We start from the raw sequence: 22,208 nt of genomic DNA, 5'->3' as shown, positions 1-22,208 counted from the left end.
GAATTTTTGCTCATTATTGTTCTCTCGCTTTGCTCCACAGGAGGATCAAGATCTTGCCTAAGCGTTATCTCTTCACTTCAGAATCTGTGACTGAAGGCCATCCCGATAAGGTTTGTGATCAAATTTCTGACACGATTCTTGATGCTCTACTTTCTCAAGACCCCGCTAGCCGGGTTGCGGCTGAAGTAGTGGTTAACACTGGCCTCGTTCTCTTAACTGGAGAAATCACCACGAAAGCCCAAGTCAACTTTGTTGATTTGGTTCGTCAGAAAATTACTGAAATTGGCTATACCGATTCCGATAATGGCTTTGCCGCCAATAGCTGTTCTGTCCTGGTTGCCCTAGATGAGCAATCTCCAGATATTGCCCAAGGGGTTGACTCCGCCCAAGAAACCCGCGAAGAGAAAAGCGATCAAGAGCTGGATGCCATTGGGGCCGGTGACCAAGGCTTAATGTTCGGGTTTGCCTGCAACGAGACCCCTGAACTGATGCCATTGCCGATTAGCCTCGCCCATCGAGTCACTCGCCGCTTGGCTGCCGTGCGCAAAACCCAACTGGGCTATTTAAGACCCGATGGTAAATCTCAGGTTACAGTCACCTACGAAGATGGGCGTCCCGTCGGCATTGATACAATTCTTGTTTCGACCCAGCATGATGCCACCATTGGTGACATTACTGACCCTGCCGCAGTACAGGCCAAGATTAAGGAAGATCTGTGGAATGCGGTTGTACTCCCTGTCTTTGCTGATATTGACATCAAGCCCGACGACAATACTCGATTCCTTGTCAATCCCACTGGCCAATTTGTTGTAGGGGGTCCCCAAGGCGATGCCGGACTCACGGGACGGAAGATTATTGTAGATACCTACGGAGGATATTCCCGTCATGGCGGTGGTGCTTTTTCCGGTAAGGATCCCACAAAAGTAGACCGCAGTGCCGCCTATGCCTGCCGATATGTAGCTAAGAATATCGTTGCTGCCGGGCTGGCCGAGAAGTGTGAAGTTCAGCTCAGCTACGCCATTGGTGTTGCTCGCCCCGTTAGCATTTTGATCGAGACGTTTGGCACTGGCAAGGTGGATGAAGATCGTCTGCTGCAGGTTGTTCAAGAAAATTTCGAACTTCGTCCAGCGGGGTTGATTCAAACCTTCGGCTTAACCAAACTCCCAGGTGAGCGAGGCGGTCGGTTCTACCAAGATGTGGCGGCCTATGGCCATTTTGGTCGTACCGATTTAGATCTGCCTTGGGAAGCCACCGATAAAGCAGATCTGCTCAAGCAAGCCTTGAGTCCTGCCCTATCTGGCAACGCCTAACGAATCTCTTCATAAAAGCGCTTTAAAAATTCGGCGGGTAAACCCATAAACCACAGCCAACCTATCGAGTGATAGATGAATGTGGCTTTCCAAGCCCCCCATTGCTGCAATCTGCGATCGGATGTTTGGACAATGCGGTTGACCAGCCGAATTTTGCCGTGTTGAACTATTCTGGTGCAGAAGTCTGCATCTTCCATAATGGGCAGGTCTGGATCAAAGCCTCCACAGTCCCAAAAGGCTTGTTTGCCACAGAAGATAACCTGATCACCAAATAAGACTCTAAATCCCTTGCATAGATAGAGATAGGGATGAGTAATGGCAGCGGCAAGATAGGTTTTTAGATAGTTCTGCAATGTAATGCCCCAGCAAGTACTTTGATCGCCACACATCAAAGCGATAAAGCCCCCGCAGACGGTATTGGGGTGGGCTAGCGTTTGGGTCATTAAGACTACCAGATCATCTGGAACAAGGGTATCGGCATGGAGAAAACACAGAATGTCCCCGGTTGCGATCGCAGCGCCATAATTCATCTGTGATGACCGGCCTTGCTCCGTTGCCGTCACCACCACAAGGTTCGTTCCTTCCCAGGTCTCAGCATACTGTTGGGCAATGGCCACCGTTCCATCCGTACTGCCCCCATCCACCAAGATAATTTCATGGGCGGGAGGCTCTAAGGCCATCAAATGCTTGAGGGTCCGGCTGAGAACCGTTGCTTCATTGAGCAGGGGCAGGATGATCGACACTTGAGACATGAAAACTCAGTTCAGCAGCAGAATATAAACAAAGCCCCATTGATGATACGCGACCATCACTCCCATCACGCGGGAACTGAGATCATTGTGTGCCAGAATCAGGAGTGTTGCACAGGGGACCTTTATGCTGGGTACTTTGCTCGATCAGCGCTATAGGGTGACGGCAGTCTTAGGGGCCGGTGGATTTGGCCAAACCTATATTGCCGAAGATACTCGCCGACCGGGCAATCCCCAATGCGTGGTGAAGCATCTGAAACCAGCCAGCTCTGATACCCAATTTATTGATGTGGCTCGACGTCTGTTTCGAACCGAAGCGGAAATGCTGGAGAAACTAGGACGCCATGATCAGATTCCCCAGCTACTCGCCTACTTTGAAGATCAAAAGGAATTTTATCTCGTTCAGGAATTTATTCAAGGTCAGCCCCTCAGTGATGAAATGCCCCTGGGCCAACCCCTACCCGAAGCCCAAGTGTTGGGCATTGTGCAAGAGATTCTCAACGTCTTGCATTTCGTTCACTATCACCAAGTCATTCACCGGGATATCAAGCCGGACAACCTGATTCGTCGCCGAGCCGATGGTCATTTGGTCTTAATTGATTTCGGGGCTGTCAAAGAAATCCGCACTCAAATTGCCCCCGCAGGCCAATCCGTCGGCTATACCGTGGGCATCGGCACCCAAGGATATATGCCAGGGGAACAGCTATCGGGCCGCCCTCGCCTCAACAGCGATATTTATGCCGTTGGCATGATTGGTATCAAAGCCATGACGGGGGTAGAACCCATACAGCTTCCCTTTAATGAACAAACGGCGGAGATTCAGTGGCGTTCCCTAGCTCCCCAGGTGTCTCCCCGGTTTGCTGAAATTTTGGAACGGATGGTGCGATCTCAATTTAATACTCGCTACCCATCGGTTGCAGACGTTCTTCAAGATTTGCAGCTCCTTTCGCAACCTATCCCTGCCGCCATTCCTCCCACCGAACCCGTTATTCACAGTGGATCCATCCCCCCTACCGCCCCCATTCCCAACCCAACCCCAACCGACTTACCTGCCACCAATGTTGTGAGTCCAAAACCCGTTTCTCCCCAACCGTCTCGTAGTTCTTGGTGGATTGCTGCTGGGATTGTCGGTTTATCAGGTCTAGGGGGCGCTTACGCCCTCGGTCTAATGCCTAATTTTTCAGGACTCAATGGACGATCCTCAGATCCGACCGTCAGTCCTTCTGCTTCTGTTGAACCCTCTGCTGAGCCCTCCCCCACCCCTTCATTCAGTCCTCCCCCCACCAGAAACATTACGCCGCTCCCCTCCAACTGCAAGGTCACCGTCAATGATCCAAACCCTCCCCTAAATATTCGGTCCAGTCCAGAAGTCTCCCCCAACAATATCGTTGCCACCGCTGACAACGGCACCCCCTTGTCAGTGCTCGGTTCCCAAGGGAAATGGCTGCAAATTCAATCTCCTGACGGTTGGGTTTCCAAAAACTTAACCCGGCAAGTATGCCCGTTAGGCGCGAATCGGGTTCGGTTTGCCCCAGGAGCAACAGAAGCTGTATTGACTCAAACCTTGAATCAGCATGAACGGCAACCGTTCCTCCTCCAGGCTCAAGCCCAACAAACCATGACGGTGCGCTTAACCAGGGGCAGTGTAGAAGTTCAAGTCCTCGATCCTCAAGGTCGTGTGATTGCCCAAGCTGATCGGCAAACCCCTGTGGATAAAACAACCTTACCTACAAATGGGGACTATACTATCGCGGTAGAAAATCAGCAGCCTGGGGCTGAACAATTTTCCGTAGACGTTGAAGTGGTCACTCCCAGACCAATCTCTCCAAAAGACACCACCTCAAGGGTGCAGTTTGCCCCTGGTACAACGGGGACTCAACTCAACAACACGATTCAACCCGGCCAACGGCAGCGATATTTGCTCAATGCCGGAGCACAGCAGTTTATGGGAGTCAAGATCAGCCAAGGGGATATTCAGTTAACTCTCTTCAGTCCCAGTGGCCAACTCATCGGTCAACTCGACTCTCAGGCAACCAATTGGCAAGGGCAACTACCTCAATCTGGAGATTATCGCTTCGAAGTATCGACCAATCAAACCAGCCCCTACAGCATCAATATTGAGATTGAATAAAACGGGACAATTCAGGTGATCTTTATCATTCAAACAGGACCTAAACTGAGCTAGGTTATGATGTGAACGCAGGAAGTCTCAGACATCTTAATTAATACTCATACTGAAATTATCAATGGCTACACGCCAGTATGGGAAAGGGGTCAATCACTTCTGCGTTTCACTTGGTTTGGACAATGCTGCATTAATTGAAATGCTAATTCTATGACTCAGATTACGTGTAGTTCCTGTGGGCGAGAAAATTCATCAGACTCTCGATTCTGCCAATATTGTGGGACTTCATTGTTGAAACCGCCGACAACAGGATCAAACAGCCCTGCAGTCGCTCCTCAAACCAGCAATCAATCTGCTACTTCCCCTACCCAAGCGACTGCAAACATAGACCCCACAGAAAATATCCATACCTCGTTACCTCCTGGAACGCGACTCCGCGATCGCTATGTGATTCAACAACAGTTGGGACAAGGTGGATTTGGCAGAACCTACCGAGCAGAGGATACCGGACGCTTTAACGAAATTATTGTCCTCAAGGAATTAACGCCATCCGTTCAAGGCACCTACGCCCTAAAGAAAGCGGAAGAACTCTTCCAAAGAGAAGCGGCCACCCTCCATCGCCTTGAGCATCCCCAAATCCCCAGATTCTGGGAGCTTTTTACCGCCCAAAAACGGCTATTCCTGGTCCAAGATTTCGCCGAAGGCTCCACATACCAGCAATTATTAGAAGGACGCCAACAGCAAGGGCAAACCTTTAGCGAAACCGAAGTCACGCAACTATTCCGAGATCTGCTGCCAGTCCTCAGTTATCTCCATGGCCAGGGAGTGATTCATCGAGATATTTCCCCCGATAACATTATCCGGCGGAACAAAGATGGTTTACCCATCCTGATTGACATGGGTGGGGTGAAGCAAGTGGCTCTGGACGTTGCCACAGAAGTGGCCACTCAAGGGAGTTCTCCTGGAGCATCCACAGGCGGGACTCGCTTAGGGAAAATTGGCTATGCGCCCGATGAGCAGATGCGCCTCGGCTTAGTGGCCCCCCATAGTGACTTATATGCCCTAGCAGTGACGGCTTTAGTGCTGATGACGGGACATCCACCCCAGCAGCTCCAAGATCCCCAATCTCTAGAGTGGCTCTGGCAAAAACAACTCAGCTTAAGCCCTAACTTGGCTGATATCCTCAACAAGATGTTGGCACCCCGACCGGTGGATCGATACCAGTCTGCGGCAGAAATCATTCAAGCCCTCAATACTCAGATAGAGCCACCCCCCACCAAAATCATGCAGCCACCCCCCGTCGCTGGGGTACCACCAACCATGCCGCCAACCATGCCAGCGGCCCCACCTCCGACTCAGCCGTCCCCCCAGGCCACCCAGTCATCTAATCCTTTCGCCGCCAACTATTCTGCCCCTGTACAACAAGTTGCTGCAGTGGAAGAGCCCAGCAATAATAACGTTAAGTTATGGGCCATTGCCGGTGGTTTGACCTTCATCATTCTGGGTGGTGTTGTCTACGCTGGCTTTAATAGTGTCGATCCAACCGTATCCTCAGAAGAATCGAGTTCGCCAGTTGAATCTAGCTCCTCTTCCCCTCGGATCAGCCCCTCGCCCAGCCCATCCCCGCCCAGTCGGCGGCGGTTTAAGTCCGTCGAAATTGATAATTTATCCACCTATACCCATAAAACCAAAGCCTTTTCCTTACTGGTTCCCGATGGATGGAAAAGCAAAGACAATAGCAAGCCGGGTGAAGTGATTGTATTATGGACCGATCCAACCCGTAACGGTGGACTCGTCGCCGATATTTTCGATGTTGACTATGATCCCACCCAGGATGATTTAACCAAGTTACTCCAAGATTTCCTCAAGAACTCGTTTGAGAAGGAACCGGGCTTCTTTCTCCGAGACGCTAAACCCCAAAAAGATGGCAGCGTTTTGCTCATCTGGGGGTATACCGCCAAAGCAACCGGCAACATTGAAGTAAAACTGCTGGGCAATAGCTTTATTGAACGCAAAGACAAACGAGTGGCTATTCTAAGCTTCATCGTTCCCAATGATCAATTCAAGGAACTTGAAAAACCCCTCAATCGCATTATCAATAACTACAAGATCAATACAGAAGCCAAAATCCCTTAAATCGATGTAAAACTGGAACTTTTCAGGAGTGGCAAGGCTCAAGATAGCGAAACAGTCTCGCATCACTATGAAGCGCTTAACCACTGTCCAGTCCATTGCGCCAAAGGATAACGACCTGACCCCCATGAAACCTTCTCGCAATCACCGACTTTGGGTTACTAGTCTTCTCGCTGGCGGGTTCGCGTTGTCCGTTGGAATTTATCAGTGGCGGTCTTCTTCCCAAGGCGTTCAGGCCTCCTCACCCCCTTCCGTTTCGACACCATCCTCCCCTGGTCCTGCCCCAAACTCACCCAAGGCAGCTCCAGCACCTCCAGGGCTATTTGCCCCGCCGAGGGGAGACGTGCGGTTAGTAGTGATTAGTGACTTTAATAGTCAGTATGGGTCAACCACCTATGCCCCCGAAGTCACTAAAGCGATCTCACTTATCCCTGGTTGGCAACCCGATTTAGTTTTAAGTGGGGGAGATATGGTGGCGGGACAATCTCGTTCGCTAAACCGAGCCCAACTGCAAGCCATGTGGGCTGCCTTTGATCGCAACGTAGCAGCCCCCCTTCGTAAAGCTCAACTTCCCTTGGGATTCACCATTGGCAATCACGATGGTTCTGGCGCCTTATCACCGGCAGGTCGTCATATTTTTACCGTCGATCGGCAAGTGGCCTCTTCCTATTGGAATCAACAGCGCCCCAATTTACCCTTTGTCGATCGGGCAAACTTCCCGTTCAATTACTCTTTTGCTCAGGATGATATCTTCTATCTCGTTTGGGATGCTTCCACTGCTAAAATCACCCAAGAACAACTCGCCTGGGTAGTCAGAAGCCTGGAGAGTCCCGCAGCCAAGAAGGCGAAACTTCGGATCATGATTGGTCATCTCCCTCTCTATGGAATTGCGGTGGGCCGTAACAAACCTGGTGAGTATTTGCGCAATGCCGAGCAGTTAAGGGTGATCATGGAACGCTATGACGTTCATACCTATATTAGTGGTCACCAACATGCTTACTATCCCGGTCGCCGGGGACAGCTCCAACTGCTACATACCGGAGCGTTAGGAGGGGGCCCACGCCAATTAGTGGGAAGCAATCTCACCCCTCAGAAAACCTTAACGGTGATGGATATTGATTATGAGGCGTTATCAACGACCTATACCACCTACGATATGAAAACCTTACAGGTGATCGACCACCTCAAACTTCCCCGCCAAATTGCTGGGCAGAACGGTACGGTGTATCGCCGGGATGTGGGTATAACGCCATAAGACTCAGCTAGACTCCCCTATCTCTGGGGATATATTTTGGCTCCTGGCAGCCGTTTTAAACGTTCCCAATTGACCAGCTCATCCAGGAAATGCAAGACATAGTCAGACGAGAATGCGATCGCACAATTGATCAAGCCCTTCAGTTTCTGGTTGCTATAAAAATCATGCTTCTTTCTATGAAATGGACGTCGAGTCATCCCAAATACAAAGTAGGGACATTCAGGAAAACGTTCAAGCACCCTTTGAGCTAAATAGACCGATTTTATTTCTGGATAACTGGAGAAGTACTCCGTTAGCTGTCGAATTTCTGCATCCGGTAATCCATGAGGTTTGTATTGGGTATCCTGCGCAAACTTCGATCGTTCCGCCAGGGCCATCTTCCAAACTTTCTGATGGTTCTGCCATCGCTGTTTATAGGGTCCAGCCCGATCTGGTTGGTATCGTTGGTGATAGTAACCGTAGAGCTGACGACAAGCAGGTATCACAAGTGAAGGATCATGATCCATCGCAAACTCAAGGTGTGTCACTCCATCGGCCTGCCCTTCTTCTGTCAGTAAGTATCCAACCCAATAGCGAGCACCAACCTGATTCGGGTTCTCAGCAATAATCGATTGGAACATGGATAGTGCCTGCTGTTGATCCTGAAGTTGCCAGGTGGTTGAAGCCCGTTTCATTTTTTCTTCTGGGGTGAGCAGATGTTCAGGCTTCTGATTCAAACGGTGTAACCAAGCCAACTGATGTTGACTATAGTCATGATCATCAGCCCACTCCTCGATTTCTTTCTGTTTTTGAAACTGATTTAATTGAGCAGTTAAGTCAGCAAATTTATCCCCCAGTAAAACTGTAGCGTTCAACTCAGGAGGAGCTAATTCTGCGGGGATATAATCCAGCCTTTCCAGACGTTCTGATAAACAGGGATGAGTCGAGGCATTGGTGGTTTGTCGCGCAAGGCATAGGGCCAACCATCGACAATATTGATCTGGAGATAGTCCTGATCTAAGAACCTGGAGAATTTGGGAAATAGAATCATCATCCGGTTCTGGCTGGTGGAGTGCTCGATGGTAATGGGTGGACCAATACTCTTTTAAGAGCAGATGATCATACACATAAAGCCAAATGAGTGCCTCGGCTAGATGGTGACCCCCCACTACTTCTATTACCTGCTGATCGGCCTCATACTCTTGAGCGCGAGCATGGACAAACGAAAACGCACGAAAGAATGGTCCATACCAGCTAAAGAAGCGGTAAAACAGAAATCCCCCACTACTATACTCAAATTGTTCTGCTAGATCGTACCAAGTCCGACGAATTTGATAGATCCATGCGGATACCCGACCATCATCTCCACAAAGATGGGCAAGCTCATGGGCTAATACTGCTTTACATTGCTGGGGAGACAGTGCTTGCATCAGGGGCAGTCCCATTAACAAATAGTTGCTTTGCCAACCAATAAATCCCAACCGAGGACGCTGAACAATCGCAGCATTAAGCTCCCCATTGAGGATGACATTGTTCAACTTAGGAGCTTTCATAACCGATGCTAATTCATCAAGCATGGCAAACAGCTCAGGGACTTGTTGCCGAGTCAAGGGAATCCCCTTGGGGCGATCAAAACGAACGAAAAACAAGCGCAACAGACTAAATCCAACCAGAATAGTCACATAATTAAGCGATTCAATGGTTTCCAGGTCTTGGATAGTGGTTAAGTACAGTCGAATTCCCCATAAACCAGCAAAGAGCAAGACAAAAACAGCCAAAATATAGACATAACCTAAACAGGCTAATAGTCTTAACCGACTCCGGTAGAAACCTGGATTTCGGTGAGCCATCCTCTCAACTCGGCAAACTAAAGCATCAAACTCCTCAGGTGTGGAGATTTTTTTAAAGGAGATCCACTGAAACCACCGTTGCATAACCACAAAACATTGATGTTCTCTCAAGTTAAAGTATGCCCAGCCGAAAAGTTTTCAAGATTCAGGCTCAAGGTTTCCAGTAGTTGTGCAATTACCAGGTGACCTCAACTCATCGCCTACCCCTTCATTTCCTAAGCAGTCCTGATAAGAGTTTGTATGATAGGGAACTGTTGCCAAAACAGAAGAGAAGACTCATGGAGTCAACCCTCATTTACCCTCATCAGTTATATGAATCTCATCCTGCCGTCTCACCAGAGCGTATTTCCTTCTTAATCGAAGAGCCCCTTTTTTTTCGCCAATATCCCTTTCACCAAAAGAAGATTATCCTACATCGAGCTTCGATGAAAAGCTATGGCGATCGCTTGCAAACCCAAGGGATAACTGCCCAATACTTAGAAAGTCATGACCTTGAATCTTCGTCCACCGTTTTCGCCATTCTCAAGAGCCAGGGCATTCGCTGTGCCCATATTTGCGAAGTAACCGATGACTGGTTAGAGCAACGGATTAATAAAGCAGCACTGACCTTCGACATCCAGCTGTATTGGTATCCAACCCCTAACTTCCTCACCCAAACCTCCGCATTAGAATCCCTTTTGCCTACCAACAAATCCTTACGGATGAATTCCTTCTATATCAAACAGCGCCAGCGATTAGGGATTCTCCTGGACGGGGAGGGACCCGTAGGAGGCAAATGGAGCTACGATGCGGACAATCGGAAGCGCTTACCTCAAAAAATTGAGCTTCCTCGTATCCAGTGGCCTGCAGCCAATACCTATGTCAAAGAGGCCGTTATCTACACCCAGCAACACTTTGCCAGTAATCCAGGTAGTAGCCACGGTTTTGTCTATCCGATTGATCACGACAGTGCCGTGCAATTCCTTTATCAATTCCTAGAAACCCGCATTGACCAGTATGGTGCCTACCAAGATGCCATCGATACAAACCAATCCTACTTATTCCACTCCGTGTTGACGCCTGCACTGAACATTGGTTTATTGCATCCAGAAGAAATCGTCCAAGCCACCTTAGACCGGCATGCAGAGCGCCCCATTCCTCTCAACTCCTTGGAGGGGTTTATTCGTCAGGTAATTGGTTGGCGGGAATATGTCCGAGGTGTCTACCTGCTAAAAGGACGAACCCAAAGAACCACTAATTTTTTCCAGCACCAACGGCCTATCCCTGAAGATTTTTGGGACGCCAACACCGATATCCTGCCTTTTGATTCGGCCATGGCACGGGTGCTGGACAATAGCTATGCCAACCATATTGAACGACTCATGGTGTTTAGCAACCTATTCTTGCTCTGCGAATTCGATCCAGATCAGGTTTATCGGTGGTTTTCATCGTTGTTTATCGATGCATTTGACTGGGTGATGGTCCCAAATGTGTATGGCATGGGCCAGTATGCCGACGGGGGCCTAATGATTACTAAACCCTATGTCAGTTCTTCCAACTACCTGCGCAAGATGAGTTACTTCAAGCCAGGAGACTGGAGCACCCTTTGGGACGGTTTGTATTGGCGGTTTATGCACAAGCATCGATCATTATTTGAGCGCAATCCTCGCACGCGGATGACCGTCAGCCATCTCGATCGCATGGGCGACAAGCTAGACCAGCATTTGCAGGTATCTGCAGCCTTTCTTGACGGCTTTTAGGCCCCCTCCACCAACAGCAGCTTAGCAGTGGGCTGCAATTTGGTTGGCTTCGCGAGGTGGATAGGTCAAGGCGGCGAATAGCAGGACGATGAGATCAAACGCCAGTTTCAAGCTCTGGACCACCACGTTTTTCACCACCACTAAGCAGCCCATCAGCAAGAGTTTCAGCAGCGTTCGGCCAGACTGAGCTACTGCAGGGGTGGTCGAGGTTACAATGTGACCGGGTAAATACAAAAAGAAGGACAAAGCCAACAAGTTGACGATCAGAATCCCGATTAGCAGATAGCTACCAATACCTGCCCAAAAGGACCCTTTTTGCATGGCAGGTAGAAGCTTATCTAAGGCAGACAATACCCCCACCATACCAAGGGGAGCTAACCACCGAGGTAAGCATATTCCCTGGGTAAATTGTTTCAGTAGATGAAATCCATTATTGACGACCACCGATAACCATTCGCCACTCTGATCAGCCATGAACTAGCCCTACCCATAGACGTTGAAGCTATCTTACACATAATCCAGGGATTGTCAACCTTTTTCCCCCGAATAGAGGGATTTAGCAAAATCTTTTGCTCTTATTCACAGAAATGCGGCGAAAAAATTTTTTCAGAGTTATTTTAGTGGAGATGTTAGGGGATTTTGGAGTCGAGCATGGCGAGTCGAGAGCATCTAAACATACTGAATCAGGGCGTTAAAGCCTGGAATCAGTGGAGAGATGCCAACCCTAATATTCGTCCTAATCTGCAATTGGCAAACCTGAATGGCAAAAACCTCAGCAAGATCAATTTCAGTCGAGCGGATCTGAGCGGTGCGGATCTGAGTGGAACAGAACTCAGGCATGCTCACCTAATTGGCGCTAATCTCAGTCGGGCCTTTATGCGTTGGTCGGATTTGAGTCGAGCCACCTTGAGAGGGGCCTATTTATGGGGAGCCGATTTGAGTGGCACCACCCTGGAACAGGTGGACCTAAGCTATGCCAAACTGCGTGGGGCAACCATGCGTTGGGCTGACCTTAGCTTTGCCAGACTCACCCAGGCTAACCTCCGAGGGGCTACCCTGAGTGGGGCCACCCTTTGCCGTTCGATTCTGAGAAAGGCAGATTGCAGTTGGACAGAACTCCGCTGGGCCGATATGCGGGGAGCCAACCTATATGAAACGGATTTGCGATGGACGGATCTGCGCGGGGCCGATTTGCGGTATTCGTCGCTAGATTATGCGATCGCACTTTCGTCTGACTTTACCGGAGCCACCTTTACTGGGGCCAGTATCGAAAACTGGAAAATCAGTAACGACACCAAATTTGATGAAGTTGACTGTGCCTATGTTTATCTCAAGTCTTCCCAACGCGATCGCCATCCCCTAGCGGGCGATTTTATCTCCGGTGAGTTTATCAACTTAATACAAAAACCCTTAGGCACCATTGACTTACTCTTTTTGCACGGTATCGATTGGTTGGCCTTTGTCGCCGCTTTCCAAGCGCTTACCAAGGAATTTGAACAGTGTGACATCGAGATTCAGGCTATTGAAAAGAAAAGTGGAGGTGCTTTTACAGTCCGCCTAGAAGTTCCCATTGACGCCAATTATGAGGCGATTGAAGCCCAGGCGAAACAGCATTACTCTGCTCAGCTTAAAGCGATTGAGAGACGATATAAATCTCAGCTCAATGCCACTGATGTGGAATTAAAAATCTACCGCCAGAAAAATGCTGATATCAAGGAGATTACAAAGCTACTAGCAGTTAGACCCTTAAAAGCTAGGAATAAAGCAGCTCTTCAACATCAGCCTAATTTAAGGGTGCCATCTTAAAGCCGCTGCTAAAATACCTGCCGATCAAGATAGTTCACATAATCGGTAAATTTGCCCGTGGTTTATAGGTTTCAATTTGGCGGATTTGTTCGTAGAGTTCCCGCTCTCTAGGACTAATATTTTTAGGCGATTCAATGCGAATCTCAACTAATTGATCGCCTCGCTTTCCATTTGAAGCCGGGTATCCTTTCCCCCCCAGCCGTAGCCGCTGGCCAGAACGAACCCCACTAGGAATGGTCACCTTCACCCATCCGTCTAAGGTGGGGGCTTCGATTTGTCCCCCCAGGATGGCTTCTGCACAGGTAATCGGTAGTTCGCAAATAATATCGTTCCCTTCTAAGCGATAGAAGGCATGGGGCGAAACATCAATTTTGAGATAAAGGTCACCGCCGGAAGTTCCCTGCCCCTTCAGACGAATGCGCTGGCCCGACACCATCCCCATGGGCATCGACACTTCTAAGGACCGTCCATCTTCTAGGCGAATACGCTCTCGGCCCCCGGCATAAGCCTTTTCCAAGGGCAGAGTCAGGCGAGCTTCGGCATCTCGCTGACCCACCGAGGACGATTTCGGCTTCTTCCTCGTTTGCTTACGAGCATTGCTCTTCTTGCCATAGGGCCGCTCTAAGAGCTGATCTAAAAACTCTTGGAAATCTGCAAATTCACTAAAATCCACCTTATCAGAGACAAAGGGATTGGTTTGTCCCCCCCATTTCTTCGTGGATTGGGGACTGCTCGATTTTTGAAATCCTTGTTGCTGCCAATATTGGCCAAACTGATCGTACTTAGAACGCTTTTCGACATCCGACAAGACATCGTAGGCTTCACTGATGGTTTTGAACTGCTCTTCCGCCGCTTTATCGCCCGGGTTCAAATCGGGATGATATTGCCGGGCTAATTTTCGATAGGAACGCTTAATCTCTTCCGTGGATGCCTCTTTAGACACCTTAAGAATGTCGTAGTAATTGCGGAAGTTCTGCATCTACCTCTTGTTAGCCTAGTTCGCCAAATTTGCAACGATACCGTTGAGTTTACCAATCATCATCATCCCAGTCTTCCCAGAAGTCACCATCCATTCGACTCGAAGATCGACGAGGGGGCGGATCATCTGAGGATGGTCGCCCGGTCACCAATTCCACGCCTTTATTCACCCCTTTAGAGACCGCCTCACTAATGGAAGACATGGAAGGCAAGGGGAACAGCTCTTCTTCATCATCGTAGTACTCTTGATTGACGCGAGCCACCTCTTGATTAAGTTCGTATAGGGCGTCCTGGAGATTGGCATAGTCCAAATCAATTTGACGATCCTGATCCTGGTTAATGCTGTCTTGCAAATCTCGGGAGAGGGTTTCGACCCGCCTTCTGAGGTTGCTGGCAAACTGGGGACCAAAATCTAGGGTGATTTCTCTTAACTTGCGATCGCATTGGCTAATCAGATCTTGCCCCCGGTTCCGCTTATCAATGCGCTCCCGACGCAGGCGATCCTTATCAGCAAACTGCTCCGCTTCTTGGAGCATGCGGTTGACTTCAGAATCCGACAGATTGGCCGCCCCTTGGACCGTAATGGTTTGTTCTCGGCCCGTATATTTATCCATCGCCGTCACTTGCAGAATGCCATTGGCATCGATATCAAAAGACACCTGGACCTGGGGCACCCCTCGGGGGGCGGGGGGAATACCCCGCAGCTGAAATCGTCCCAAGGATTTATTATTATTGGCTAGCTGTCGCTCTCCTTGGAGCACATGGACTTCCACCTGGTTTTGATTGTCCTGGGCCGTTGAAAAGACATCAGACCGCCGCACGGGAATCGTCGTATTGCGGGGAATTAGGGTCTTCATCACCCCACCAATGGTTTCTAGGCCAAAGGACAGGGGGGTCACATCCAACAAGAAAATATCTTGCAAATCCCCTGCCGTAATCCCAGCCTGGATCGCTGCTCCCACAGCCACCACTTCATCCGGGTTAACATTCTGATTGGGACGCTTATTGATCATCTGACCGATCAAGGTCTGGACCATGGGGATGCGGGTGGAGCCGCCCACTAACACCACTTCATCAATATCGATGGAGCGAAGATTACTATCCCGCAAAGCCCTCTCCACCGGAGCCTGTAGTCGCTCTGCTAGATCGGCACATAAATTCTCAAACTGCCCCCGGCTCAACACCACATCCATATGTTTGGGGCCTTCTTCTGTCGCCGTGATAAAGGGCAGGCTCACATTGGTCTCCGGCAAGCCCGATAGTTCAACTTTGGCCTTTTCCGCCGCTTCCGTCAGGCGCTGTAAAGACTGGGGTTCCCGGCGCAAATCAATATTTTCTTTCTCTAGAAACTGTTCCGCCAGCCAATCGACGATCACCCGGTCAAAGTCCGTGCCGCCTAATTGCGTGTCTCCAGCCGTCGCTCGCACTTCAAAGACCGAATCTCCCACATCTAGGATCGAGACATCAAAGGTCCCGCCGCCTAAATCAACCACCATCACCGTCTGGTTGTACTGATTGTCCAGTCCATAGGCCAGGGCTGCCGCCGTCGGCTCATTGATAATCCGCTTGACCTCTAACCCCGCAATTCGCCCCGCATCCCGCGTGGCCTGTCGCTGAGCATCATTAAAGTAGGCAGGCACCGTAATCACTGCCCCAGTAATGGGTTCTCCCAGAAAACGGCTCGCCTCATCCGCCAGTTTCCGCAGAATCATGGCCGATACTTCTTCCGGGGCGAATTCTCGCTCCAAAGCTGGGCATTTAATTTTGACATTGTCCGCCTGGTCGCGCCGAATTGTATAGGGCACCCGTTTGGAAAAAGCCGATAGTTCACTATACCGACGCCCCAGGAATCGCTTAAAGGCATAGAAGGTATTCTGGGGATTGAGGACGGTTTGTCTGCGGGCCAGCTGACCTATCAGCCGTTCACCTTCTTTGCCAAACGCCACCACAGAAGGAGTTGTACGGCTACCTTCGGTATTGGCAATCACCACTGGCTTGCCCCCTTCCATCACTGCCACCACTGAATTAGTAGTACCTAGGTCAATGCCGACAATTCTGCCCATGAACTCTATTTCTCCTATCGCCAGCCTGGTGCGATCTGTATCGTGAACCGTTGAATTTAATATTTTATCCTGCTAAACGGATTCTGTTCTGTGCTTAAGATCTGTTCCATGCTTAAGAAGGGTCTCTCCCAAAGAACGAATGCTTCAGCTGATCATAAACATCTTTAAGAGTCGCCCCGACTGAGGAGCAACCTCCCTGATGTTAACCACCCATCGGTTCTACGCCTCTCCTTAAGTCTACAGAATACCTCAGCCGTCTTCTCTCCGGGGCAGCCATCAATCCTCCTGGACCACCTGAGCCTTTTCCTGGCATTGGCACAGCACCAGCCCAAACCATTGGTTGGCATCCGTCCAAGTTCGCAAAGGGGTTAATTCCTTGTGTGCCGCAATTTCCCCGCCTCCCGAAGCCTGAGCCCCAGTCTGTGAGACGGAGCGCAACTGTTGCTTTAAGGTCTCTAAATCAAATTTACGAGAGATTTCCGTACGGATGGTTTCTGCCGGTTCAAACTCAACCGTCAAATCCAGAGCGGCTAGGTTCACCTTCTGAGCCGTTTGGCTCACAAGATGCATTTCGATCTGATGTTTATCCAGGTTGTAAAAGGATTGATGGTGGAAATGGTTCACCTGGAAATCCCCTTGAAATAGCTGATTGAGATGATGCAGCATATTCAAGTTAAACGCAGCTGTAACCCCTTGGCTATCGTTATAGGCTGCTTCCAATTGCTGAACCGATTTTTGCAAATCTACCCCTAACAGTAAATACTCACCGGGCTGCAGGGCTTGGGTTAACTCAGCAAAGAAGTGTTCACATTCTTGCGGATTGAGATTTCCTAGGGTACTGCCCAGAAAGCAAATCATTCGGGTTGGCAGTTGAGAGGGGGATAACGCAGCGAGGGCAGCCTCATAGGTGCCAACATAGCCATGAATATTGAGGGTGGGATAGTCCTTTAGCAAATGGATGGCGCTTTGTTTGAGGATGCCGCCACTGACATCAATAGGGCAGTACCAGGAGGCCAGCCCCATATCAACATAGGCATCTAACAGCAACCGTGTTTTTGTAGAGCTGCCACTGCCCAATTCCACTAACTCACTCGGGCCAGTGATGGTGGCGATTTCGGCTGCATAGGCCTGCAGAATAGCGGTCTCGGTCCGGGTCGGGTAATATTCCGGCAGCTCACAGATTTGTTCAAAGAGTTGGGAGCCTTGATCGTCGTAAAAATATTTGGCTGGGAGCGTTTTTGGGGTTTTCGACAGCCCTTGAATCACATCTAATCCGGGCTGGCTAGCGGTCGAAGACGGATCCGAGGCAAATTGGGTAATCTGTAAACGAGATTGAAGGTCAGTGGGGGATGGTGCCGACAGGGATTGAGTTTCTGTATGCACAGACTCAAGCATGGGTGAGAGGTCTCCAACAGGGAGGCAACACAGGGGTCGCCTTAGGTTCCCAACCACTGTAAACCATCCCCAACAAACCCGCACAATCACCCATAGGCACAGCGAAACCCTGCAAAATGAATTCGAATCCGAGGCTCATACCAGTTACGGAAGGCCCCCCTAAGAACCGGGGCCTGGGTCGCCCAACTCCCCCCTTTTAAGATGCGATGCTGGTGATCAAAATAAACCATGGAATAGCCTTTGTAGGGATAGGGATCGAAATCAGGAAAGGGATGGAACCAGGTATTGGTCCATTCCCAAACATTGCCTAGTAAATCGAAACAACCAAAGGCGCTTTGCCCGTTTGCATACTGATGAACGGGGGTCGTCCCCCAATGCAAGCCCCCATGATTACAGTGGTGGTTGTCCGGGGTCTGGTTGCCCCAAGGATAGATTCGCTTGGTGGGTGGATCCTGAGGTCTAGGCTGCCAACAGGCTGCCTTCTCCCATTCCGCCTCCGTCGGTAGTCGTTTGCCCACAAACCGAGCATAGGCATCTGCTTCATACCAGCTCACCCCACAGACGGGATGATCAGCTCCCCCCTCGGCAAGCCAATGGGTGGGATGGTTAACGGGATTCTCTTGTAACCATTGCCATCCCTCATCTGACCAAAATTGGGACTGACGATATCCCCCCGCTTCAATGAACTGTTGATACTGGCCTTGAGTCACGGGAAATCGATCGATCCAAAATGAATCCACCTGAACCCAATGGGCTTTTCTTTCGTTATCGAGGGCTTCCAAACCGTCATTGCCTAAGAGAAACTGCCCCCCTTCAATGGGAACCATGTCTTGATGATCTGGCAGGGTGGGCTTCTCTTTAGAGGTACTGACAAGGGCAGCAGGCCATGGCTTTTCCTTGGCCACAAACGAAACGGGTTGGGATTGTCGGCGATGCAGTTGGAGCACCCAGGTGATGGTCTCGCAATGCTGGCTTTCGTGCTGGACTAACCAATGCCATAGCCAAGCCCGAGTGTCTAAAGGGGCTTCTAGCAAATAGTCCCAAACTTGATTCCGGATTTGCTCTAGATAGGCACATATTTCCGCAAAGGAGGGCAGGTTTTGGCGCTCAGCCTTAGGTAAGCCATCCGCCGCAAATAACCGCCGATACTCTGGAAACAGGGGGGCATATCCAGCTTCATGTTCTAAAAGCCACAGTCCTTCGGTAAAGCCAATATGTCCCAAATGCCACCCCACCGGGCTAAAGTCAGAATTGGCTTGCAGGCGAAACGTCTCCTCACTAACGCCTTCAAAAAGCTGGAGGGTGCGGGCGCGGGATTGGGTCAAGGTGTCCTTAATCTCTAATTGCAGCGGTTCTGTTCCAGAAAATAGTTCCTTAGAGGGCATGGGTGGCAACTTCTCTCCTGGGATTGATGGTTAACAAACAGTTGGCTGGAATGGATTGCCAACGCTCCCCAAATTGCGATCGCATCTCTGCATCGGCATCTAAAGGCTCTGACGCCACCAGTACCCCTTTCACCGGATGGGTCACTTCTAACCAGTACAAAGACGGAGGCGGATCGGGATAGGCGTAACGAGACACGGTCATAGATTCACCATCACTGAGCACAATATTCAGGCTTACCCGCACCTCATAGGATTTAGCCCAAGCTTGGATCTGGTGCAAGGATTGAGTCAAAGCCTGGGCCAAGGTCTGAGTCGGATTTTGGGTCAGGGTTTCATAAATCAAAGCCAGAATATGTTCTGAGTCCGTTGTTCCTTCAATACTTTGGTAGCGTTCGTCACTGAGACAGTCCCGCATCGGTCGATAGAGAGTTTGACGAAACCGATCAATAAAGCCATTGTGAATCCCCAGCAATTGGCGATCGCCAAAGGGTTGGCAATTACTGAGCTGCAGGCTTTGTCCCAGGGTGGCGCTGCGAATATAGGCGAGAAAACTCCCGGACGAAATATAGCGACAGAGTTCCTCAAAGTTGGGATCATTCCAAATGGGTAAACTGTTGCGATACCGATAGGGGGGATGTTGGGAAGCTGGCTTATACCAACCCATACCAAATCCATCGGCGTTAATTAAACCCGCCGTCATTTCTTTGGGCTGGTAGCTCTGGGCCACGAGGGAATGGCGGGGGGCAATGAGAAAGGTATCTAACGAAACCGGTTCGCCTAAATAGCCCAACAAACGGCACATAGAGAGGAACGTCCATATCCATCAGTGAACACTGTAACAAGGTCAATGCAGGTCTTTGAATGAGCATGCCATAATTACGTCAGCTTTATCCCTCTTTGTTCAAACGGCTGAGGGAATCAACGGTTATGCCAATGCCCCACCAGCCTGCTGATCCATTCGACATTGCATCCCCTTTGTCCTTGGCCAATCCCTTCGCAGCCTTTATCGACCAAACGGTTGATATTTTTGTGGCCTACGACCAGGATCTGCGAATTATCACCATCAACCGCATCGGGGCGCAGCGGCTGCAGCGACCCTATGAACAAATCCTGGGACAAACCAATCAGCAACTCTTTGGGGCACAAGCAGAACTGATTGATCCGTTTCTGATGTCGGCCTTAGAAACTGGGGAACGAGTCTTTGCTGAGCAGGAACTTGTGTTTAATCAGCAACGTTACTACTACGACACGATTTATACCCCCACCACAGATGCCAGGACAGGCGAACGGCAGGTGTGGGGAATTTGCCGAGATATCACCATCAAAAAGGATCTACAAAAGAAGCGGGAAGCCCTCCTCAAACAGCAAACCATCCAGATCGAGGAGCGCTTTCGGACATCGTTTAATAATGCGACCATCGCCAAGGCATTAATTGCCCTAGATGGGTCATGGCTTCAAGTTAACCCAGCCCTTAGTCAACTCCTCGGCTATGACCCAACTGAATTACTAAAGTTACGCATTGAAGATCTCACTCACCCGGAGGATCAAGACATTGATCGGCATCAAGTCCGCCAGCTACTCATCGGCCAAACATCGAGCTACCAAATTGAGAAGCGGTTCCTCCATCGTTTAGGCCACACTCTGTCCGTCCTCTTAAGCGTCGCCCTTATCCTCAATTCTCAAGGCAAACCCTCCTACTTCATTGCTGAGATGCAGGATATTACCCAACGCAAACAGGCCGAGGCGGCCCTGTACCTCCAGCTCCAAAAGACCCTACAGCTGCAAACTGCCCTGCAAACCAAAAACCAGGCCCTGCTAGAAAGTAGCCAAGCCGCCCAAGCGGCAAACCTAGCCAAAAGTGAGTTTCTAGCCATGATTAGCCATGAAATTCGCACGCCCATGAATGCCGTCATCGGCATGACGGATTTACTGAAAGATACTCACCTCGATCCCCATCAGCAGGATTTTGTGGAAACGATTCGAACCAGCGGTGAATCACTCCTCAATATCATTAACGACATTCTCGATTTCTCCAAGATCGAGTCAGGGAAACTAGAACTAGAACTGCACCCCTTCCCCATCTCCACTTGTGTGGAAGAAGCCTTAGATATTGTTAATTCCAAAGCGACAGCCAAAGGGCTGGAACTAGCGTATTTGATTGAACCGGGAACACCCAACCATATCCAGGGGGATGCCAATCGCCTCCGACAAATCCTCGTCAACTTGCTGGGGAATGCGGTGAAATTCACGGCTGATGGCGAAGTGATTGTGACCATCTCCGCCCGAGATGTTGCCACTGCTGAGATGACCCCAGAAGTCCCTTTATCCCTCCATGAACTCCTCTTTGAAGTCAAAGATACCGGTATTGGCATTGCGCCAGAACATCAGCAGAAGTTGTTTCAGTCCTTTTGCCAACTGGACTCTTCCATTACCCGGGAGTATGGCGGAACGGGATTAGGATTGGCCATTAGCAAGCAACTCTGCGAGCTGATGGGCGGAACCATTTGGGTGGAAAGTCAGGTGGGAATCGGCTCAAGCTTTTTCTTTACCATGGCTGCTTCTGCCTTACCCGGCCCTGAAGATCACCGAGCCACGGAGCCCCAATTCCAAAACAAGCGGGTTTTAATTGTCGAGGACAATGCCAGTACGGGGCAGATTCTCTGCCAACAAGTCCAGGCATGGGGGCTCGTTCCTACCCTGGCTTCTTCTGGCTTGGAGGCGTTGGCATGGGTCAAGAAAGAGCGGTTTGATGTTGCGATCGCAGATCTGCAACTCCCCACCATGACCTGGTCTCGACTCCTATCTGAACTAACCCAAAATCATATCCACGCTCCGCTTCCGATTATTGGTTTATGTGCCATCGGAGAAAGTGCTGCCGTCTGGCAATATCAGCCCCTGCTATCCGCCTCCCTCAGCAAACCGGTTAAGCAATTTAGGCTCTACCAGACCCTTCTTAAGGCACTCTCCACCCACCAGCCTGATCTTCCCCAGCCTGCCATATCCCAACCTCCTCCCAAACCAACGCCCTCCTCCGTCAGAATTTTGGTAGCTGAAGATAATGTTATTAACCAAAAGGTCATTCTTAAACTGTTAGACCGCTTAGGTTACCAGGCGGATTTAGTCACCAATGGCTTGGAGGTGCTCACTGCCCTGCAAGAGCAATCCTATGACGTGGTGCTAATGGATGTCCAAATGCCGGAGATGGACGGCATCACCACGGCCCAGAGCATTTGTGAACAGTGGGATAAAACGAATCGGCCTCACATTGTGGCCATGACAGCCAATACAATGCAAGGCGATCGCGAGTCCTATTTAGCTGCAGGTATGGATGACTACATTGCCAAACCCATTCGTCTTAAAGGGCTAGAACGAATATTGTCAGAATTCACAGAGGCGAAGTGCACCTAAATAAACCAGATTTCATACCAAAATTTAGAAATT

General features: G+C 49.9%; 15 protein-coding genes. 7 read left to right on the top strand and 8 right to left on the bottom strand.

All coding sequences use genetic code 11. The annotated features are described in order from the left end of the window. The first annotated feature begins 53 nt into the window (after positions 1-53). The gene (gene metK / locus AM1_RS25790; RefSeq protein WP_012165864.1) at positions 54-1,310 is read left to right on the top strand and encodes a methionine adenosyltransferase; all 1,257 of its coding nucleotides are present in this window, start codon (positions 54-56) and stop codon (positions 1,308-1,310) included. On the opposite strand, the gene AM1_RS25785 is transcribed toward metK, so the two are convergent. After that, the gene (locus AM1_RS25785) at positions 1,307-2,062 is read right to left on the bottom strand and encodes a TIGR04283 family arsenosugar biosynthesis glycosyltransferase (protein ID WP_012165863.1); all 756 of its coding nucleotides are present in this window, start codon (positions 2,060-2,062) and stop codon (positions 1,307-1,309) included. The genes metK and AM1_RS25785 overlap by 4 nt on opposite strands. Before the next feature lie 124 nt (positions 2,063-2,186). On the opposite strand from AM1_RS25785, the gene AM1_RS25780 reads away from it, so the two are divergent. The 3 genes from AM1_RS25780 (at position 2,187) to AM1_RS25770 (ending at position 7,572) form a co-directional block, all read left to right on the top strand. After that, a complete protein-coding gene (locus tag AM1_RS25780; protein WP_012165862.1) occupies positions 2,187-4,190 on the top strand; it encodes a serine/threonine protein kinase in 2,004 nt (667 codons plus the stop codon). Positions 4,191-4,394: 204 nt separating this feature from the next. After that, entirely contained in the window at positions 4,395-6,320 is a 1,926-nt protein-coding gene (locus tag AM1_RS37795) for a protein kinase domain-containing protein (protein ID WP_012165861.1), read from the top strand. 124 nt (positions 6,321-6,444) lie between these two features. After that, the gene (locus AM1_RS25770; RefSeq protein ID WP_012165860.1) at positions 6,445-7,572 is read left to right on the top strand and encodes a metallophosphoesterase family protein; all 1,128 of its coding nucleotides are present in this window, start codon (positions 6,445-6,447) and stop codon (positions 7,570-7,572) included. A 17-nt stretch (positions 7,573-7,589) separates the two neighbouring features. Here AM1_RS25770 and AM1_RS37790 read toward each other — a convergent pair whose 3' ends face one another. Beyond that, on the bottom strand, positions 7,590-9,485 hold the full coding sequence (locus AM1_RS37790) for a M48 family metallopeptidase (protein WP_012165859.1): 1,896 nt from the start codon (positions 9,483-9,485) through the stop codon (positions 7,590-7,592). 194 nt (positions 9,486-9,679) lie between these two features. Here AM1_RS37790 and AM1_RS25760 point away from each other — a divergent pair, with 194 nt between their 5' ends. Then, complete coding sequence (locus AM1_RS25760) at positions 9,680-11,140, top strand: cryptochrome/photolyase family protein (RefSeq protein WP_012165858.1); 1,461 nt, start codon at positions 9,680-9,682, stop codon at positions 11,138-11,140. Positions 11,141-11,161: 21 nt separating this feature from the next. Here the strand turns inward: AM1_RS25760 and AM1_RS25755 are convergent, their stop codons facing one another. Further along, positions 11,162-11,614 carry a hypothetical protein gene (locus AM1_RS25755; protein ID WP_012165857.1) on the bottom strand — a complete coding sequence of 151 codons (453 nt, stop codon included), beginning with the start codon at positions 11,612-11,614 and terminating at the stop codon, positions 11,162-11,164. 177 nt (positions 11,615-11,791) lie between these two features. Here AM1_RS25755 and AM1_RS25750 point away from each other — a divergent pair, with 177 nt between their 5' ends. Then, on the top strand, positions 11,792-12,946 hold the full coding sequence (locus AM1_RS25750) for a pentapeptide repeat-containing protein (RefSeq protein WP_012165856.1): 1,155 nt from the start codon (positions 11,792-11,794) through the stop codon (positions 12,944-12,946). A gap of 34 nt (positions 12,947-12,980) precedes the next feature. On the opposite strand, the gene AM1_RS25745 is transcribed toward AM1_RS25750, so the two are convergent. The 5 genes from AM1_RS25745 to egtC form a co-directional block, all read right to left on the bottom strand. Continuing rightward, the gene (locus AM1_RS25745; RefSeq protein ID WP_012165855.1) at positions 12,981-13,925 is read right to left on the bottom strand and encodes a DnaJ C-terminal domain-containing protein; all 945 of its coding nucleotides are present in this window, start codon (positions 13,923-13,925) and stop codon (positions 12,981-12,983) included. Between the two features lie 49 nt (positions 13,926-13,974). Further along, on the bottom strand, positions 13,975-15,987 hold the full coding sequence (dnaK, locus tag AM1_RS25740) for a molecular chaperone DnaK (protein WP_012165854.1): 2,013 nt from the start codon (positions 15,985-15,987) through the stop codon (positions 13,975-13,977). Between the two features lie 276 nt (positions 15,988-16,263). Beyond that, the gene (gene egtD, locus AM1_RS25735; RefSeq protein ID WP_012165853.1) at positions 16,264-17,382 is read right to left on the bottom strand and encodes an L-histidine N(alpha)-methyltransferase; all 1,119 of its coding nucleotides are present in this window, start codon (positions 17,380-17,382) and stop codon (positions 16,264-16,266) included. 86 nt (positions 17,383-17,468) lie between these two features. Continuing rightward, on the bottom strand, positions 17,469-18,767 hold the full coding sequence (locus tag AM1_RS25730; RefSeq protein WP_012165852.1) for an SUMF1/EgtB/PvdO family nonheme iron enzyme: 1,299 nt from the start codon (positions 18,765-18,767) through the stop codon (positions 17,469-17,471). Beyond that, on the bottom strand, positions 18,757-19,569 hold the full coding sequence (gene egtC, locus AM1_RS25725; protein ID WP_012165851.1) for an ergothioneine biosynthesis protein EgtC: 813 nt from the start codon (positions 19,567-19,569) through the stop codon (positions 18,757-18,759). Before egtC ends, AM1_RS25730 begins: the two co-directional genes overlap by 11 nt. A 125-nt stretch (positions 19,570-19,694) precedes the next feature. Between egtC and AM1_RS25720 the strand changes: the two genes are divergently transcribed. After that, entirely contained in the window at positions 19,695-22,175 is a 2,481-nt protein-coding gene (locus tag AM1_RS25720) for a response regulator (protein WP_012165850.1), read from the top strand. The last annotated feature ends 33 nt before the right edge of the window (positions 22,176-22,208 follow it).

Origin of the sequence: Acaryochloris marina MBIC11017 (assembly GCF_000018105.1) — a bacterium.
In the GTDB taxonomy this organism is placed as follows: domain Bacteria; phylum Cyanobacteriota; class Cyanobacteriia; order Thermosynechococcales; family Thermosynechococcaceae; genus Acaryochloris; species Acaryochloris marina.
Note: the sequence above shows the minus strand (reverse complement) of the source record. Positions and strands in the feature narration are given on the sequence as shown.

What these genes read in the sequence shown, in the direction of transcription:
- AM1_RS25720 (WP_012165850.1), top strand. Translation starts at nt 19,695, where the DNA reads ATGCCAATGCCCCACCAGCCTGCTGATCCATTCGACATTGCATCCCCT.
- AM1_RS25755 (WP_012165857.1), bottom strand. Translation starts at nt 11,614, where the DNA reads ATGGCTGATCAGAGTGGCGAATGGTTATCGGTGGTCGTCAATAATGGA.
- dnaK (WP_012165854.1), bottom strand. Translation starts at nt 15,987, where the DNA reads ATGGGCAGAATTGTCGGCATTGACCTAGGTACTACTAATTCAGTGGTG.
- egtC (WP_012165851.1), bottom strand. Translation starts at nt 19,569, where the DNA reads ATGTGCCGTTTGTTGGGCTATTTAGGCGAACCGGTTTCGTTAGATACC.
- AM1_RS25730 (WP_012165852.1), bottom strand. Translation starts at nt 18,767, where the DNA reads ATGCCCTCTAAGGAACTATTTTCTGGAACAGAACCGCTGCAATTAGAG.
- AM1_RS37790 (WP_012165859.1), bottom strand. Translation starts at nt 9,485, where the DNA reads ATGCAACGGTGGTTTCAGTGGATCTCCTTTAAAAAAATCTCCACACCT.
- AM1_RS25785 (WP_012165863.1), bottom strand. Translation starts at nt 2,062, where the DNA reads ATGTCTCAAGTGTCGATCATCCTGCCCCTGCTCAATGAAGCAACGGTT.
- AM1_RS25770 (WP_012165860.1), top strand. Translation starts at nt 6,445, where the DNA reads ATGAAACCTTCTCGCAATCACCGACTTTGGGTTACTAGTCTTCTCGCT.
- AM1_RS25760 (WP_012165858.1), top strand. Translation starts at nt 9,680, where the DNA reads ATGGAGTCAACCCTCATTTACCCTCATCAGTTATATGAATCTCATCCT.
- egtD (WP_012165853.1), bottom strand. Translation starts at nt 17,382, where the DNA reads ATGCTTGAGTCTGTGCATACAGAAACTCAATCCCTGTCGGCACCATCC.
- AM1_RS37795 (WP_012165861.1), top strand. Translation starts at nt 4,395, where the DNA reads ATGACTCAGATTACGTGTAGTTCCTGTGGGCGAGAAAATTCATCAGAC.
- AM1_RS25750 (WP_012165856.1), top strand. Translation starts at nt 11,792, where the DNA reads ATGGCGAGTCGAGAGCATCTAAACATACTGAATCAGGGCGTTAAAGCC.
- AM1_RS25745 (WP_012165855.1), bottom strand. Translation starts at nt 13,925, where the DNA reads ATGCAGAACTTCCGCAATTACTACGACATTCTTAAGGTGTCTAAAGAG.
- AM1_RS25780 (WP_012165862.1), top strand. Translation starts at nt 2,187, where the DNA reads ATGCTGGGTACTTTGCTCGATCAGCGCTATAGGGTGACGGCAGTCTTA.